At 65.5% G+C, this 14,866-nt stretch carries 15 protein-coding genes; 5 read left to right on the top strand and 10 right to left on the bottom strand.

Annotated elements, in window-relative coordinates:
* Positions 1-9: 9 nt before the first annotated feature.
* The 8 genes from GM910_RS00835 to GM910_RS00800 all read right to left on the bottom strand — a co-directional run bounded on the left by GM910_RS00835 (position 10) and on the right by GM910_RS00800 (position 7,743).
* Entirely contained in the window at positions 10-2,922 is a 2,913-nt protein-coding gene (locus GM910_RS00835) for a formate dehydrogenase subunit alpha (protein WP_159585581.1), read from the bottom strand.
* Between the two features lie 7 nt (positions 2,923-2,929).
* Positions 2,930-3,148 carry a twin-arginine translocation signal domain-containing protein gene (locus GM910_RS00830; RefSeq protein ID WP_159585580.1) on the bottom strand — a complete coding sequence of 73 codons (219 nt, stop codon included), beginning with the start codon at positions 3,146-3,148 and terminating at the stop codon, positions 2,930-2,932.
* A 52-nt stretch (positions 3,149-3,200) separates the two neighbouring features.
* Entirely contained in the window at positions 3,201-3,995 is a 795-nt protein-coding gene (locus tag GM910_RS00825; protein ID WP_159585579.1) for a molecular chaperone TorD family protein, read from the bottom strand.
* A gap of 244 nt (positions 3,996-4,239) precedes the next feature.
* Positions 4,240-4,929, bottom strand: coding sequence for a DUF3306 domain-containing protein (locus GM910_RS00820; protein ID WP_159585578.1), 690 nt, complete (start codon positions 4,927-4,929; stop codon positions 4,240-4,242).
* On the bottom strand, positions 4,926-5,438 hold the full coding sequence (locus GM910_RS00815) for a DUF3305 domain-containing protein (RefSeq protein ID WP_159585577.1): 513 nt from the start codon (positions 5,436-5,438) through the stop codon (positions 4,926-4,928). The genes GM910_RS00820 and GM910_RS00815 overlap by 4 nt, the downstream gene beginning before the upstream one ends.
* Before the next feature lie 12 nt (positions 5,439-5,450).
* Complete coding sequence (locus tag GM910_RS00810) at positions 5,451-6,464, bottom strand: DUF6352 family protein (RefSeq protein ID WP_159585576.1); 1,014 nt, start codon at positions 6,462-6,464, stop codon at positions 5,451-5,453.
* The gene (locus tag GM910_RS00805; RefSeq protein WP_159585574.1) at positions 6,461-7,003 is read right to left on the bottom strand and encodes a DUF6505 family protein; all 543 of its coding nucleotides are present in this window, start codon (positions 7,001-7,003) and stop codon (positions 6,461-6,463) included. The genes GM910_RS00810 and GM910_RS00805 overlap by 4 nt, the downstream gene beginning before the upstream one ends.
* A complete protein-coding gene (locus tag GM910_RS00800) occupies positions 6,994-7,743 on the bottom strand; it encodes a biotin/lipoate--protein ligase family protein (RefSeq protein WP_159585763.1) in 750 nt (249 codons plus the stop codon). Before GM910_RS00800 ends, GM910_RS00805 begins: the two co-directional genes overlap by 10 nt.
* A 144-nt stretch (positions 7,744-7,887) precedes the next feature.
* Between GM910_RS00800 and GM910_RS00795 the strand changes: the two genes are divergently transcribed.
* Entirely contained in the window at positions 7,888-9,876 is a 1,989-nt protein-coding gene (locus tag GM910_RS00795) for a 4Fe-4S binding protein (protein WP_425482639.1), read from the top strand.
* Between the two features lie 4 nt (positions 9,877-9,880).
* Here GM910_RS00795 and GM910_RS00790 read toward each other — a convergent pair whose 3' ends face one another.
* On the bottom strand, positions 9,881-11,185 hold the full coding sequence (locus GM910_RS00790; protein WP_159585570.1) for a c-type cytochrome: 1,305 nt from the start codon (positions 11,183-11,185) through the stop codon (positions 9,881-9,883).
* Between the two features lie 202 nt (positions 11,186-11,387).
* On the opposite strand from GM910_RS00790, the gene GM910_RS00785 reads away from it, so the two are divergent.
* Positions 11,388-11,594, top strand: coding sequence for a DUF6494 family protein (locus tag GM910_RS00785; protein WP_159585568.1), 207 nt, complete (start codon positions 11,388-11,390; stop codon positions 11,592-11,594).
* Positions 11,595-11,613: 19 nt separating this feature from the next.
* On the opposite strand, the gene GM910_RS00780 is transcribed toward GM910_RS00785, so the two are convergent.
* Positions 11,614-12,495 carry a helix-turn-helix transcriptional regulator gene (locus GM910_RS00780; protein ID WP_159585566.1) on the bottom strand — a complete coding sequence of 294 codons (882 nt, stop codon included), beginning with the start codon at positions 12,493-12,495 and terminating at the stop codon, positions 11,614-11,616.
* Between the two features lie 85 nt (positions 12,496-12,580).
* Between GM910_RS00780 and GM910_RS00775 the strand changes: the two genes are divergently transcribed.
* From GM910_RS00775 to GM910_RS00765, 3 genes are read left to right on the top strand one after another with little or no spacing between them, the layout of a single operon-like run.
* Positions 12,581-13,273, top strand: a complete 693-nt coding sequence (locus GM910_RS00775) for an ABC transporter permease (protein WP_159585564.1) — start codon at positions 12,581-12,583, stop codon at positions 13,271-13,273.
* 2 nt (positions 13,274-13,275) lie between these two features.
* Positions 13,276-13,998, top strand: coding sequence for an energy-coupling factor ABC transporter ATP-binding protein (locus tag GM910_RS00770; protein WP_159585762.1), 723 nt, complete (start codon positions 13,276-13,278; stop codon positions 13,996-13,998).
* A 20-nt stretch (positions 13,999-14,018) separates the two neighbouring features.
* A complete protein-coding gene (locus GM910_RS00765; RefSeq protein ID WP_159585562.1) occupies positions 14,019-14,852 on the top strand; it encodes an ABC transporter substrate-binding protein in 834 nt (277 codons plus the stop codon).
* Positions 14,853-14,866 lie beyond the last annotated feature (14 nt).

Here is a 14,866-nt window from a genome sequence, read left to right as displayed (position 1 = left end):
TCCTCCCACTCACGCCGCCTGGACCTGGCAGAGCGTGACCTTCGGCTCCTGCATGTTCGTCACGGGATCGTATCCGTAGGTGGTGATGGTGTTGGCGCTTTCACCGAGAACGTAAGGATCGGTGCCCTCGGGATAGTTGCCCCGCAGATCCTCGCCCTGGAACCAGCCGCCGAAGTGGAATGGCATGAACGCCACGCCCTTGCCGACACGCTCCGTCACCAGGGCCTTCACCCGGGCGCGCGAATTGTTCTCGGCGCCAGTCACCCATACCCAGCCGCCGTCGGAGATGCCGCGCTCGGCGGCGTCCGCCGGGTTGATCTCCAGGAACATCTCCTGCTGCAACTCGGCCAGCCACCTGTTCGACCGCGTTTCCTCGCCGCCGCCCTCGTATTCAACGAGCCGGCCCGAGGTGAGGATCAACGGGAAATCCCTGGCGACGCCCTTTTCGATGGCCGCCTGTTGCACGGTGAAGCCGATGTTCGGCACGCGGAACTGCACGGCATCGGGGAGGGTCGGATATTTCTCGACCAGATCGACCCGGGGCGTATAGATCGGCTCCCGGTGGACCGGAATGGGATCGGGCAGGTTCCACGCCACCGCGCGTGCCTTACCGTTTCCATAAGGATGGCAGCCATGGCTCAGCACGACCCGCTGGATGCCGCCCGAAAGATCGGTCGACCAGGAAACCGCGTCGATGTCGCTGCCGATCCCCTCGATGACGCTGAGTTCCTCCGCCGTCAGATCGGCGTCCCAGCCGAGCTTCTTCAGGACGGCCATGGTGAATTCGGGATAGCCGTCGGTAAGCTCCGAACCTTTCGTGTAGGAACCCTCGGCAAGGAGGGTCTCGCCATTCCGTTCCACGCCGAAGCGCGCGCGGAACGGGCTGCCGCCATCCATGACGTGCAGGTCCGGATTATAAAGGTTCGGGGTGCCCGGATGGCGCAGTTCCGGCTTGCCCCAGCATGGCCACGGCAGGCCGTAATAGTCGCCGCCGACTTCGGGATCGTCCTTCGGCGCGCGCAACGTCACCAGGTCGAACTTGTGCTGGTTCTTCATATGCGCCTTGAGACGCTCGGGCGACTGACCGCAATAACCGGTCGACCAGCCGCCGCGATTCATTTCGCGCAGCACGTCCTCGGGCACCGGCCGGTCGCCCTCGACGGCGATGTTCTTGAACATCTGCTCGGCATGCCCGAGCTTCTGCGCCAGGCGATAGATAACCTGATAGTCGTCCTTCTGCTCGAAGGAGGGCGCGACGATCTGCTCGCCCCATTGGATCGAGCGGTTGGAGGCGACACGCGAGCCCGAAGTCTCGAACTGCGTGCACACCGGCAGGAGATAGGTGTTCTCCGTGCGTCCCGCCTGAACGGCGAGCGAGGCCCAGGTGGTCGGATGCGGGTCGGCCACGACCAGAAGGTCGAGCTTTGCCAGTCCCTTTATCGACTCGGGAATACGCGTGATACTGTTGCTTGCGTGGCCCTGCACGAACATGGCCCGCAGATTGTCCCTCTGCCCGATCTCGTCCTTCGGCAGCAATGTCGCGTCGAACCACCGCGTCAGCGGGATGCCCGACGCTTCCATCATCTCCTTGGACTCGAACCGGGACAGCAGGTCCTCGTAGTCGACCTCCCAGACGCGCGCCCAATGGTTCCACGCTTTTTCCGTCAGGCCGTAATAGAAGGGCAGGGTGACCACATCGAGCCCGATATCGGTTGCGCCCTGCACATTGTCGTGGCCGCGGAAGATGTTGGCGCCGGTGCCGGGCTTGCCGACATTGCCGGTGGCCAGGCACAGGATGCAGCTTGCGCGCACATTGGCGGTGCCCACCGTGTGCTGCGTCTGGCCCATGCACCAGATCAGCGTGGCCGGCTTCTGCGTGGCGAACAGCTCGGCAACGCGCTTCAATTGCTCGCCGGGCACACCGGAGATCCGTTCGACTTCCTCCGGCGGATATTGCTCCACCACCTTGCGGATCTCGTCCATGCCGTAGACGCGCTGGGCGATGAACTCCTTGTCCTCCCAGCCGTTCTGGAAGATGTGCCAGAGCATGCCCCACAGCACCGCGATATCGGTGCCGGACCTGAGGCGCATATATTCCGTGGCATGCGCGGCGGTGCGGGTGAAGCGCGGATCGATAACGACGAAGTTGGCGTGGTTGAGCTCCTTGCCCTCCAGGAGGTGCTGCAGGGAGATGGGATGCGCCTCCGCCGGATTGCCGCCCATGATGATAAGCGTCTTGGAGTTGCGGATGTCGTTGAAGGAGTTCGTCATCGCGCCATAGCCCCAGGTATTGGCCACGCCGGCGACGGTCGTCGAATGGCAGATGCGCGCCTGGTGGTCCTGGTTGTTGGTTCCCCAGAAGGCGGCGAGCTTGCGGAACAGGTAGGTGCCTTCGTTGGAGAACTTGGCAGAGCCCATCCAGTAGACGGAATCCGGCCCCGAGGCCTCGCGAATCTCCATCATCTTGTCGCCGATCTCGCCGATCGCTTCGTCCCAGGAGACGCGGGTCCACTGGCCGTCGACCAGCTTGATCGGATATTTGAGCCGGCGGTCGCTGTGTACGAGTTCGCGCACGCTTGCGCCCTTGGCGCAATGGGAGCCGCGGTTGATGGGGCTGTCCCATGACGGCTCCTGACCGGTCCAGACGCCGTTCTGGACTTCCGCCGTAACGGTGCACCCGACAGCGCAATGGGTGCAGATGCTCTTCCTGAGCTCGATGGGAACGCCAGGCTGTGGCGGGCTGATCGCCTCGGCCTTCCTGACGGTGCCGAGCTGGAATGAGCCGATTGCGGCCATTCCGCCGACGGTAAGACCGGAGCGCCGAAGGAAGGTTCGCCGGTCGATGGGAGCCGCGCCGGCCGCACCGATGAGCGACTGAAGCCTCGTGTGGCCCGCTTGGCCATTCTTCCGTTTCGTCAGCATGGCACCCTCACTTCTCCAGCGTCTCGTAGCCGTTCACACGGTAGAAGGCCTTGACGTGATCGGTCTCCTGGTAGCGCGGGCCCATCTCCTCCTCGCCGGGATCGTAGGCTTGGGCCTCGTCCGGGTTGAGCGTTGCGGCGGCCGTGGCGACGGCGACGGTGGACGCGCCGCCGGCAGCGCGCAGGAAATTGCGGCGGTTGATCGCCGTCTGTTGCTTGTCGTGCATCTCTGACCTCCCTGATGGACCGTCCAGTGTGACGCCCGTTTTTCCGTGTCCGTTACGCACTCCGGCGTGTCTCCATGGCGAAGCCTTCGGCTTCTATGTCGACGAAAACCCGTCCCAGCGCGCCGACGGCGCGGTAGAATCGCGCCGACTGCGCCTTCTCGAGATCGGCAAAGAAGTGCCCTGCCCACGGCGCGATATGCCGTCCGAAGAAGTCGCGCTCCTCGTCGGGAGAGGCCGTGAAGCGACCGCCGGCAAGGCCGCTCATGATCTCGCAAAGCGTGCCGAGATGGTCCTCGGGGTCGCAATGGCCCCCTGCGCGCTCCAGACCAAGACGCTCGAGATCCCCCCGCAAGCGCGCAAGCGGCCGTTCGTTGAGGAATCCCGTCAGGTAGTACGACGCATAGGGGAGCAGCTCGCCGCGTCCGACCCCTTCGAAGAGATCGAAATACTCACGCCTGAGCACCTCGGGGGAGGCGGCGCTCGCCGCCTGGCTGAGCGCGGTATGAGCCGCGCCGAGAGGCGTGTCCGTGCCTTGAAGCCCCGCGAGCCGTGCCAGGATATCCGCATCCGGGGCGCGCAGGAGAAGAGAGCCGAGCAGGGCATATTCTTGAGCGCGCGCCATATCGACGTCGTCGATTTCCGCGGCACTTCCGCCCGTTTCGGGGTAAAGGTCGGGGCGCAGGAGCGTTCGCGAGACGCCGGTCAGCGCCTCGACGTCGAGCACGTGCTCGGCGGGGATCGAGCGCCAGGCCGATACGGAAGGCTGCGCCAATCCGAGCGCTTGCGCAAATGCGCCGACGCCGCCCGCCTTCCTGATCGCTTCCTCCAGACCTGAGACCATGTCCATGTCACGACCTTGGCGGTACGCTCCTGAATGGAGTCACCGTCCAACTGGTAGTAAAAACCTCCATCGGTGCGATTGCAAGGGTCAAATCCGCGACCTGCAAGCAGAACATAAAGTTTTTCGATAGAGATGGCGGCCGAACTTTCCGGTAAACATGAAGCCGGCAACGAACAATAAGGGGATGTGCAGCAGAAATCATAAAACTTGACTTTATTAGTCAAATATAATTACTTCGAACCGACACGCCTCATCGCGGCAACGCGCCTCCATGGCGCGACACCGCCGATGTGCGGGGCGATTCTGCAGGCGCCGGCTTATCGGCAGTCGCAGCCTCGTCCACGTGGCTTTGCGAAAGGTTGGATTGCGAGGTTCCCAGCGGGTTCGCGGGCTGGGCCGGCTCAGCCGCCGGCACGGACGCCTCCGTCTCCGGCAAGGCGGCCACGTCCTCGTCGGACGAGGCAGTCGTTGCCCCAGGCGGCTCCGATTGCGGTTCCGCCACTGTGTCCTGCGGGTCGGAACTGCCCGCTTTCGACAGGAAATTGGCCACCGACTTGCCCGCCTCCAGCGGACCGAAACCCGCCATAGAGCCCGGTTTGTTGAAATCCCAGGCGTACTCGGCGGGACCGACATAGTCGCGGATCGCCGGATCGAGCGTCCACATCTTTCTGAGCGCGATGTTCCTCAGCGCCCCCGGCACGCCCTTGCGCAGGAAGGCTGTAACCTCGCTCTCGGCGGTAAGGTCCTCGAGGCGGGGAAGGGGCTCCGGTGGCTCAGCGCCATCCGGTTCCGCCGGTGTGGACTGCAGATCGCCACGCTCTGCATCCTCCTGGGCCTTCGCCTCAGGTCTCGCTTCCTCAGGGAGCGGAGCTTCGGCTTCCCTCGCCGCCAGCTTTCGGCGCGACCAACGGGCAAAGGGATTGTCGTTCCCGGCGCTCATTTTTTGCTGTCCATCAATGGAGGACCAGGCACCCTCCTCGCCATGGCCTCGGTGTCTGCCCGGTCGCGCTTGCGCTTGACGAAGGGGCGCTCGACGTGATGCGTCTCGACGAAGGCGGCAAGCCGGTTCTGGATTTCGGGCGGCATCGGGACGGCCTCGATGACATCGGTGCCTGGCTCCGTCAGCGCCTCGGCTTCGGCCGGGTCGGCGGTCACGAGGTGGAGCGCGATGCCCGGCGGGGTGCGGGAAGAGCGGAGCGAGACCCAGAGGCTCGGTTGCCCCGAACGCAGGTTGTCGCGATACATTCCGGTCTCGGATGCGAAGAATTCGAGTTCAAACGCCCCGGCATAATAGCGCGTGACCTCCGGCGTCTCGTGCAACACCGTCCAGGGCGCGGCGGCGGGCACGCCGGCCAGCGCGGCAACAGGTACCCAGGCGTGATCGACCCACGGGCTCTTCAGAGCCCTCCGCTCGACGATCGCCCCGACTTTCATCGCTTCTCTTATCATGGCCTTGCGTCCTCAATTCGCCGGGGCCGAAACCCGGTACGGCAGTCCGGCAATAAGGTTCTGCGGCTTCATGCGGATCGTCCGGTCCGGCGTCATCGCCAGGATGAGCCAGATGGGACCGGTGCCCACCTCCGGCGGCGCCTCGCGGATGTCAGAGAAGCCGAGCCGGAACAAGGCGACGATGCGCTCCGCCGCCTCGCCTTCCAACTCGCGCCCGTTCCACAGCGCATTGCCGATCCGCGTGGCTTCGGCATCGAGGCCGACGAACCACGCCCAGTTCTCGTCCTCGATCCGATCGACCGGCTCGATTTCCACCTCGAGAGCCAGGAGATGGCGTATCCAGGCGATCATCGCGGTCGCAAGGCCGCGGCGCGCCGCGCCGCTGCCGCCGAGATTGAGCACCATGTCGAAAGCGTCGCTGCGCTCAAAATAGGTCGCAGCGTTTGCATCGTCCAGGATGTCGAGCTCCGTGACGGCGGGGCCGCCGAGCATGTTGAGCAGCGGCGAGGCGTGGCGGTTCTCCTCGTGCAATTCGACGGATTCGGCGTCGGCAAGGAGCACGGTTCCGTCATGGAACGTCACGCGCTGGGGGCGGAAGAACAGCTCGGCGGCACGCAGCACATACGGGTCCTTCTCGCCATCGAGCGCGTTGCGCAGCACCACCTGGGCAAGCTGGTTCATGAACAGCGGCGGCGTTTTCACTGCCGAGCCGCGTGCCAGTGTCAGGTAGGCGGCTTCAAGCGTGGGTGCGGAAAGAAGCAGGTCGCGGAAGTCGATCATGAACGTCCAGTTCTCGCGCGCATCCGCGTCTTCCATCGCGGCGATCTCCTCCCTTGTCACCGGCCGGCGCGGATGATGCATCAACAGCTCGTGGTGCAGCCGTAGCTCCGCCTCGCAAGCCGTTTCGGGCGGCAGAAGCTCCGGCCGCGCGAGATATGCCTTCAGGAATGCATCGGTGACGAGCAGCCGCCCCGCCTCGTCCCGGTCGAGGAGGTGATGTCCGGAGGCAACCCAGAAATCCTTCATTTCCGCTCCCTTGCGATTGCATGGAGGTCGACCTCGTCGCCCGGCATCTCCTCCTCCTCGACCTCGATAAAGCGAAATGCGTCGAGGGGATCGAGCCGGCTGGCGTTCCGGTGCAAGGTTCGGAACGTTTCCCGGACGCCGGCACCCTCGCTGGTGCGGTGGATGCCGAGCAGCGTGTTCGGCGGATGGTCGCAGAGCGACTGCGCGAAGGTGATCTCTTCCTCGGCGGCCGCGCGCGCCTGTTCCATGTCGGGCGCCCCGCAATGGGTAACAAGCTGCTCAGACAGCCGCTCGATAGCCGATGCGCGCTCCTCGGCGCTCGCTTCCGTCACGACGGCGAGGGTGGACCAGCCGAAGCTGTCGATGCCGAGGAATCCGGCCCGGAAGGCCTGCCGCTCCTTGCCGGTCAGCCCGGTCGTATCGACGCCGAAGAAGAGGAAGGTGCCGGTCACCGCCCATTCTCCCGGCTCCGCCGCGCGCCGGTAGACGAAGGTATCCGAAGGATCGAGCCGGATCGTGCGCGGCAATCTTATAGCCATGGTGCCCCCGTGGCAGGATCGAGCCAGGAAGGCGTCACAAGCGCCTTTCTAAGGCTCCGCCGTTCGACGGGCTGCAAATCGACTGCCCGGAAAAGCAGGAGATCTCCATTGTCGGCCAGCCGAAAGCGTTGGTCGCTCTTCCGGGGCAGGCGGTCGAGCCAGTGCTTGGCGACCGGAGCGAAGCCGGCCTCGCTCCATTCGTGGAAGCCGTGCATCAGATGGCGGGCAAAGCCCTCGATGATTTCGCCGGCATCGATCGCCTCGAAGCCCACCTCCTCCAGCGCACCGTTGAACGGCCGCGCACCTGGCTCGCCGGCGCGCATGACGAGGGCGCGGATCATGCCGGAAAAGACGAGCCATGGCGGAATTTCGTTCTCGCGCACCTCATCAGGCCAGCCGAGACGGCTGCCCCCAACGAGCGCCCCGTCGATGCGGATCGCGTCGGGCCAGTCGAAGGTGACCGTGCATTCCGGCGGCGCGCGGGCGATGAGGGCATCGGCAAGCGCGTTCGAGCCTGCATAGAGGGCGCGCCTGGCTTCGGCCAACGGCTCCTCAGGCTCGAGTATCACGGCGAATTCGACCAGATCGTAGCGGCGGACCCATACGAGCGTGCCGGCCCCATGATCGCCAGCGATGGCGCAGGCATGCGCGAATGCGTCGCCGGCCTCACGCAGCGGGACAAGGGTGTAGGGCGGGGGCAGATCGATGGCCCGGTCGGTTACTGATAGGCGCAAGCGCATTTCGAGCCGTATGTTGATGACCGCAGCCAATCATTATAATACTTCTAAAGTGGCGCGGCTACCGATCGGCGGCGATGCGCCACGGGAGTTGAGATGGCCTTGGAAAAACGGCGAAAGGTTCTGGTCTGCTCCTGCGAAAGGAGCATGCCGGACTATGGCGACAGCGTCGCTCGCGGATGCCAGGGCGCTGAGGTCGAAACGGGAAACCAGTTCTGCGGCGCCGAGCTTGACCGGGTGCGAGCCTTCCTGAGCGGCACCGACGCGGTGACGATCGGCTGTACCCAGCAGGCGCCGCTCTTTAGAGAAGTCGCGGAAGAACAAGGGTTCAGCGGCGAATTGGCGTTCGCCAACATCCGCGAGACGGCGGGCTGGGCCGAGGCGGGCGCGGCTGCCGGTCCGAAAGCCGCCGCGCTCATGGCCATGGCCGCCGAGCCTGCCGATCCACCGGAGGTCGTGACGCTGTTCAGCCGCGGCGTGATCCTGATCTATGGCCGCGACGAGACGGCGATCGAGGCAGGGCGGCAGCTTGCGGACAAGCTGGACGTGACCGTCCTCCTCTCCCGCCCGGGCGAGGTCATGCCGCACCGCGTGTGGGATTTCCCCGTGGCGAAGGGGACGATCCGCAATGCGAGCGGCCATCTGGGAGCCTTCGAGCTGACGGTGGACGATTTCGCCGCGCCGGCGCCCTCTTCGCGCGACAGGCTGCGGTTCGGGGCCTCGCGGGACGGCGCTGTTTCGCACGCCGATATCGTACTCGATCTTTCCGGCGGCACGCCGCTTTTCCCGGCGCATGAGCTGCGCGACGGCTATATCCGGGTCGATCCCGGCGACCGGGTGTCCATCGCCGAGGCAATCTGGAAGGCCGCCGATCTGGTCGGCGAGTTCGACAAGCCGCGCTTCATCGATTTCTCCGCCTCTCTATGCGCCCATTCGCGATCGAAAATTACCGGCTGCACGCGCTGCCTCGACCTGTGCCCGACAGGCGCCATCGCGCCGGCTGGCGATCATGTCGCCATCGACGCGGAAGTCTGCGCCGGTTGCGGCAACTGCGCGGCCGTGTGCCCGACAGGCGCGGCGTCCTACGCCCTGCCGGCCGCCGACGCGCTGCTGCGGCGGGTGCGGACGCTTCTCCTCACCTATCGGCATGCGGGAGGTCATGGCCCGATCGTGCTGTTCCACGATACCGCCCACGGTGAGCCGCTGATCGATGCGCTCGCCCGCTTCGGGCCGGGGCTCCCAGCCAACGTTCTGCCGGTGGCGGTGAATGAGATCACGCAGCTGGGCGTCGAAGCATGGACCGCGCCCTTAGCCTGGGGGGCGGCCGCGGTCGGGGCGCTCGGCCCCGCCAAGCCCAAGCACGATACGGCGGGCATCGCGGCAAACATCACCATCGCCAACCTCTTGACCCACTCCCTCGGCTACGGCGCGCAGGCCTGCGGTTTGATCGAAGCCGACGATCCCGACGTCCTTGCGTCCGCGCTCGATCAGGTGGCCCCCGGCGTCGCACCGACGCAGCCCTCGACGTTCCTGCCGGTCGGCAAGAAACGGCACGTGCTGGAATCGACGATGGTCGAGTTGCATCGCGCGGCACCAACGCCGGTCGACCGCGTGGCGCTCCCCGCCGGCGCTCCCTTTGGCAGCCTGGACGTCGACGTCGACGGCTGCACCCTATGCCTTTCGTGCGTATCGGCCTGTCCCACGGGTGCGCTCTCCGATAGCGAGGACAAGCCGGCTTTGTATTTCGCTGAAAGCGCCTGCGTACAGTGCGGCCTGTGCGCGGCGACTTGCCCCGAGCATGTGATCACGCTGGCGCCGCAGCTCGATTTCCAGGCCTGGAGGGCGCCGCGCCGGCTGGTGAAGGAGGAAGAGCCTTACCATTGCATCCGCTGCGGCAAGCCGTTCGGCACCAAGAGCACGGTCGAGCGCATCGTCGCCAGGCTCGAAGGCAAGCACTGGATGTTCACGGGCGAGAACGCGCAGCGGATCGATGTGGTGCGGATGTGCGACAATTGCCGTGTCGAGGCCGTGACGAACGAAGGGTTCGATCCCTATGCCAGTCCCGGCAGGCCGGCGCCGCGCACAACGGAAGACTATCTTCGAGAACGCAAGGCGTCGGGCGACAAGCCGTCCTGAGCCGTCACTCGGTCTTGGTCTCCCTTTGAAGAAACCGAATGAGGGCAGCGCGGGTTTCGGTGTTGCTGATGGTCTGCTCCGGCATCTTGGTGCCAGGCGTGTATGTGTTCGGCCCCACCTCGAAAAGCTCCGACACCGTCTCCGGCGTCCAGACGATATCCATCTCGCGAAGCGCCGGCGAATAGCGATAGCCCGGGACTGACGCGATCTTGCGGCCGAAAATGCCGTGAAGGGTCGGCCCGGCACGGTTGCCGTCCTCCGGGTCCAGCGTATGGCAGGCGACGCAAGCGCGGAAAGCCTCCGCACCAGGGTCGCCCGCGAACTCGGCCAGCGGATCGGTCTCGCCGGCCGCGACCGCGCCGATATGCTCTCCGGTCTCGACGTCCCACTGGCGCACGACACGGTCTGAGCCGCCGGCCAGTAGCGTCTTGCCGTCCGGCGTGAAGGCAAGCGACCAGACCGGCATGCCGGGGCTTTTCAGTTCGTGGACAGTCGCGAGGCTCGCCGCATCGAGAATGACGACAGCGCCTCTGATGCCGGTGGCGGCGAGATATTTTCCGTCGGGCGAAGCAGCCAGCGCGACCACCGGTGTCTGCGCCACCTGAACTTCGGATCGGGTCGTGCCATCGCGATCGAGCACGCGCACCTTCCCATCGGCCCCGCCGACGCCGCTGCGGCCGCCGGTCAGGGTCACCAGCGCGTTGAGTGGCGTGGGCAAGGCAATGCGGCGTGGCGCCGTTCCCGCATCGCGCGGCCAGAAGATCAGCTTGGCGTCGTATCCGGCGCTGACGGGAGTGCCGTCGGCGAGGAAGGCGACGGCGTTGACATTGCCGTCATGGCCTTCGAGCACGCGCGCTTCACCGCCCGAGAGCGGCCAGAGCCGGACGGTGGTATCCCAGGAGGCGGAGGCGAGGGTCGCTCCGTCGGGCGATACGGCGAGTGCGGTGACAGGCCCGCTATGCCCCTCGAGTACCCGGACCGGCGCCTGCCGGCCCGGCTTCCAGATGGCAATGCGGGCATCCGCACCGGCAGTGGCGAAGCTGCCGTCGGGGAGGACCGCAACGGCATTCACCTCGTCGCCATGGAAGAGCAGCACCCGGCGCGCTTCCCCGGTTTCGAGCGACCAGACGATCGCTCTGGTGTCGAAGCTACCCGTAATCGCCGTCTTCCCTTCCGGTGCCACGGCGATCGCCCGCACCGGCCCGCCATGCCCCCGAAGCTCCATGCCGCCCGCGGTCGTGCTGAACAGGAGGAGCGCGGCTGCCAGGAAAGGCGGAGCGCGTGTCATATGCATTGCGTAACGAATCATTCCGTGTTCCGCTAGGGGTGCGATCCTGACAGATGGTACCCATCTGTCAGGACAAATCGCCCCACCAGACCAATAGCTTGTGGGCTGACTTTTCCAAACAGATGGGTACCATCTGTTTGGGTCAGGCCACTAGCCGGATGGAGCGGGCCGCAAGCTGGCCTGAACCTCAAATCCAAACGTCCTGAATTTTGGAGGCAATCGTATGACCCGGAACATGGAAATCGATCCCTTCAACGTATCCATGCGCAAGTTCCTGAAGCAGGTTGGCGTGACATCCCAGCATGCGATCGAGAAGGCAGTGGAGGAAGGAGGCTTGAAGGGCAAAGGACGCCTGACCGTGAAGGCCGTGATCACGGCGGAGGGTGCACCGCTGAATCACGTCGTGGAAGGCGAAATCGACCTCGGCTGATCGCCAGTCAATGCCATAGCTAGGTGTAGAAGCGGATTTTCCCCGCCGGGGTCGCCTCGTATCCCGTGAGTTCGGCGGCGCGTCCGTTGACGCCTCCCTGGGCAAGGAAGCCGATCAACGCCTGCACCGATGGCTGGAAATAGGTCCGCTGGCGCATCAGAAGATCGAAATTCTCCCACATCAACGGCACGAACTCGAGGCCGGCGGCACGTGCGGCCGCGCGCGTCGCAATCCCGCAATCGGCCCGGCCGGTGCTGATCGCGGCAGCAAGATCCGGACCCGTCAGGCAGGGCGGATCGAGCCGATGTAGATCGCGCTCGCTCGCGTCGGCGCGGGCCAGGAGAACGTTCAGCAGCATGTGGGCGCCGGCTCCTGGCTGCCTCACCGCCATTTTCGCCCCGCTGGCCAGAACATCGGCCAGGGTGCGGAGCTGCCGAGGATTGCCGGGCGCGACCAGCAGCCCTTGTTCGCGTCGTACGAAGCCGACCAGCACCGCATCGTGCAGCCGCGGCATGGCACGCACCGCCGCGATATTCGCGTCCTCAGCCAGTGCCTCGCCGTGGAAATGGATGGCCGCGGCGGCGACCTCGCCGCGCATCAGCCGCGCGACCCCGCTTTCGGTGCCTTCCGTCAGCGAGGCGAGACCGGAGCCCGACTGGCGCAAGGCCCATTCGAGCAGATCGTCCTGGCTGCCCCCGACAATCGGCGGCGGCTCCGCCGGCACCATGCCTTCAGGCCGCGCCAGCCCGGATAGCACCCAGCGGTCGAGCTCGTGGCGCGGGAACAGCCATTTGCCCGTCACCTTGCTGCACGGGATGGCGTTGTCGGCGACCAACTCATAAAGCTTGCGTTCGCCGAGGCGCAGATATTCGGCAGCTTCGCTCGTCGTGAGAAAATCCATATGCATTCTTATGCATATTCCCGCTTCAATTCAATAATTTGACAGTTCCGGAGGAATTGCAGCAAAAGGAGGCCGGGAGGCAAGCATGCCGGAAAGCTTGAGCGCATGGGAGCTTATCGCGAGCGGTGACGCGACGCTGTTCGCGATCGTCCGCCTGTCGCTTGTGGTCAGCCTTTCCGCCGTGGCTATTGCCGGCCTCATCGGCCTGCCGCTCGGCGCCGTTCTGGCTTTGACCCGCTTTCCGGGCCGCACCGCGCTCGTCGTCACGCTCAACGGATTCATGGGCTTGCCGCCGGTTGTGGTCGGCCTCACAGTCTATTTGCTCCTGTCGCGGTCGGGACCGCTCGGCGAATTGGGTCTCCTGTTCACGCCGATCGCGATGATCATCGCGCAGTCGCTTCTCGTGCTGCCGATCGTTGCCGCGCTGACGCGACAAACGATCGAGGATCTGTGGAGCGAGTATCGCGACGAGCTTACCGCCATGGGGGTGGGGCCGTCGGGCCGGGTGGCGACGCTTCTGTGGGATGGCCGCTTCAGCCTGATCACCGCGATGCTTGCGGGCTTCGGGCGGGCGGCGGCGGAAGTCGGCACGGTGATGATCGTCGGCGGCAATATCGAGGGTTTCACGCGCACCATGACCACGGCGATCGCCCTCGAAACGTCGAAGGGGAACCTTCCGCTCGCCATGGGCCTCGGCCTCGTCCTCATCAGCCTCATCCTGGTCATCAACGCCGCCGCCTGGGGCGTGCGCGTGTGGTCCGAGCAACGGGCGGGTTGATGATGCGTGCTTTATTGAGCGACCTGCCCCTCGTCTTCGACCGCGTTTCCCTGCGCGCCGGCGGAACCACAATGCTCAACCGCGTGAGCCTGACGATCCGCCCCGGCGCGCCGACACTCGTCGTCGGGCCGAACGGCTCGGGCAAGACGTCGCTTCTGCGCCTTTGCATGGGCCTCGACGCGCCTTCCGAGGGAACCGTGAGTTGGGGAGGGCGCACCCAATCCCGCCAGACCCGCCGCGCCATCCTGTTTCAGGAGCCGATGATGCTGCGCCGCTCGGTTGCCGCGAACATCGCCTATGGGCTTGCGCAGGCGGGCTATCCACGTAATCGCCGCGCTGCACGCACGGAAGAATTGCTCGACCGGGTGGGCCTGCTGGAACTCGCGGATCGGCCTGCGCGGCGCTTGTCCGGCGGCGAGCAGCAGCGCGTCGCGATTGCCCGGGCGCTTGCGCGCGAGCCTGAAATCCTGCTGCTAGACGAGCCCACCGCCAGCCTGGACCCGGCGGCGACCCGCCATTTCGAAGCGATCGTCCTCGCGGCCGCCCAATCGGGCACCAAGGTCGTCATGGCTTCGCACGATCTGGGCCAGGTGCGCCGGCTGGCCGGCGATGTCGTTTTCATGGTCCGCGGATGCGTTTGCGAACAGGCGAGCGCCGGTGATTTCTTCGAGCATCCAACGACGCCCGAGGCCGCCGCCTTCATCCGCGGCGATCTTGTTCTTTGACCGACCGGGAGGGACCCACGATGATCCGCCGCCTGCTTGCCGCCCTTGCCGCGATGGTTTTCCTGGCTTCCGGCCACCTTCCCGCCACGGCGCAGGACAAGTCGATCGTCGTGGCGTCGACGACGTCGACGCAGGATTCCGGCCTGTTCGGGCACATCCTGCCGCTGTTCGAGCGGAAGACCGGCATCGATGTGAAGGTGGTCGCGCAAGGCACCGGCCAGGCACTCGAGACCGGGCGGCGCGGCGATGCCGATGTCGTCTTCGTGCACGCCAAGGCGCAGGAAGAAGCGTTCATAAGGGACGGCTACGGGGTGAAGCGCTTCGATGTGATGTACAATGATTTCGTGCTGGTCGGCCCAAAGGGCGATCCGGCCGGCATTGCGGGAACGTCGGACATAGCCGCTGCGCTCGAAGCAATCCGCGAAAGGCAGACGGCGTTCGTGTCGCGCGGCGACAAATCCGGAACGCATTCAGCTGAACTCGGGCTCTGGAAAGAAGCCGGTGTCGATATCACGGCCCGGAAGGGCGAGTGGTATCGCGAGATCGGGCAAGGAATGGGCGCCGCGCTCAACACCGCGCGGGCCATGGATGCCTATGTCGTGTCGGATCGGGGCACGTGGCTGTCGTTCAGGAACCGCGGCGATCTGGAAATCCTGGTCGAGGGCGACAGGCGGCTGTTCAACCAGTACGGCGTCATGCTCGTCAATCCGCAGAAGCATCCGAGCGTGAAAGCCGAACTCGGCCAGCGCTTCATTGATTGGCTGATCTCACGGGAGGGGCAGGAGGCCATCGGCGAATATGAAATCGACGGAGAGCAGCTGTTCTTCCCCAATGCCGTACAGGAACGCTCCTGACTGCCCGCGCGAGG

It is taken from the genome of Chelativorans xinjiangensis, from assembly GCF_009812055.1.
In the GTDB taxonomy this organism is placed as follows: domain Bacteria; phylum Pseudomonadota; class Alphaproteobacteria; order Rhizobiales; family Rhizobiaceae; genus Chelativorans; species Chelativorans xinjiangense.
Note: the sequence above shows the minus strand (reverse complement) of the source record. Positions and strands in the feature narration are given on the sequence as shown.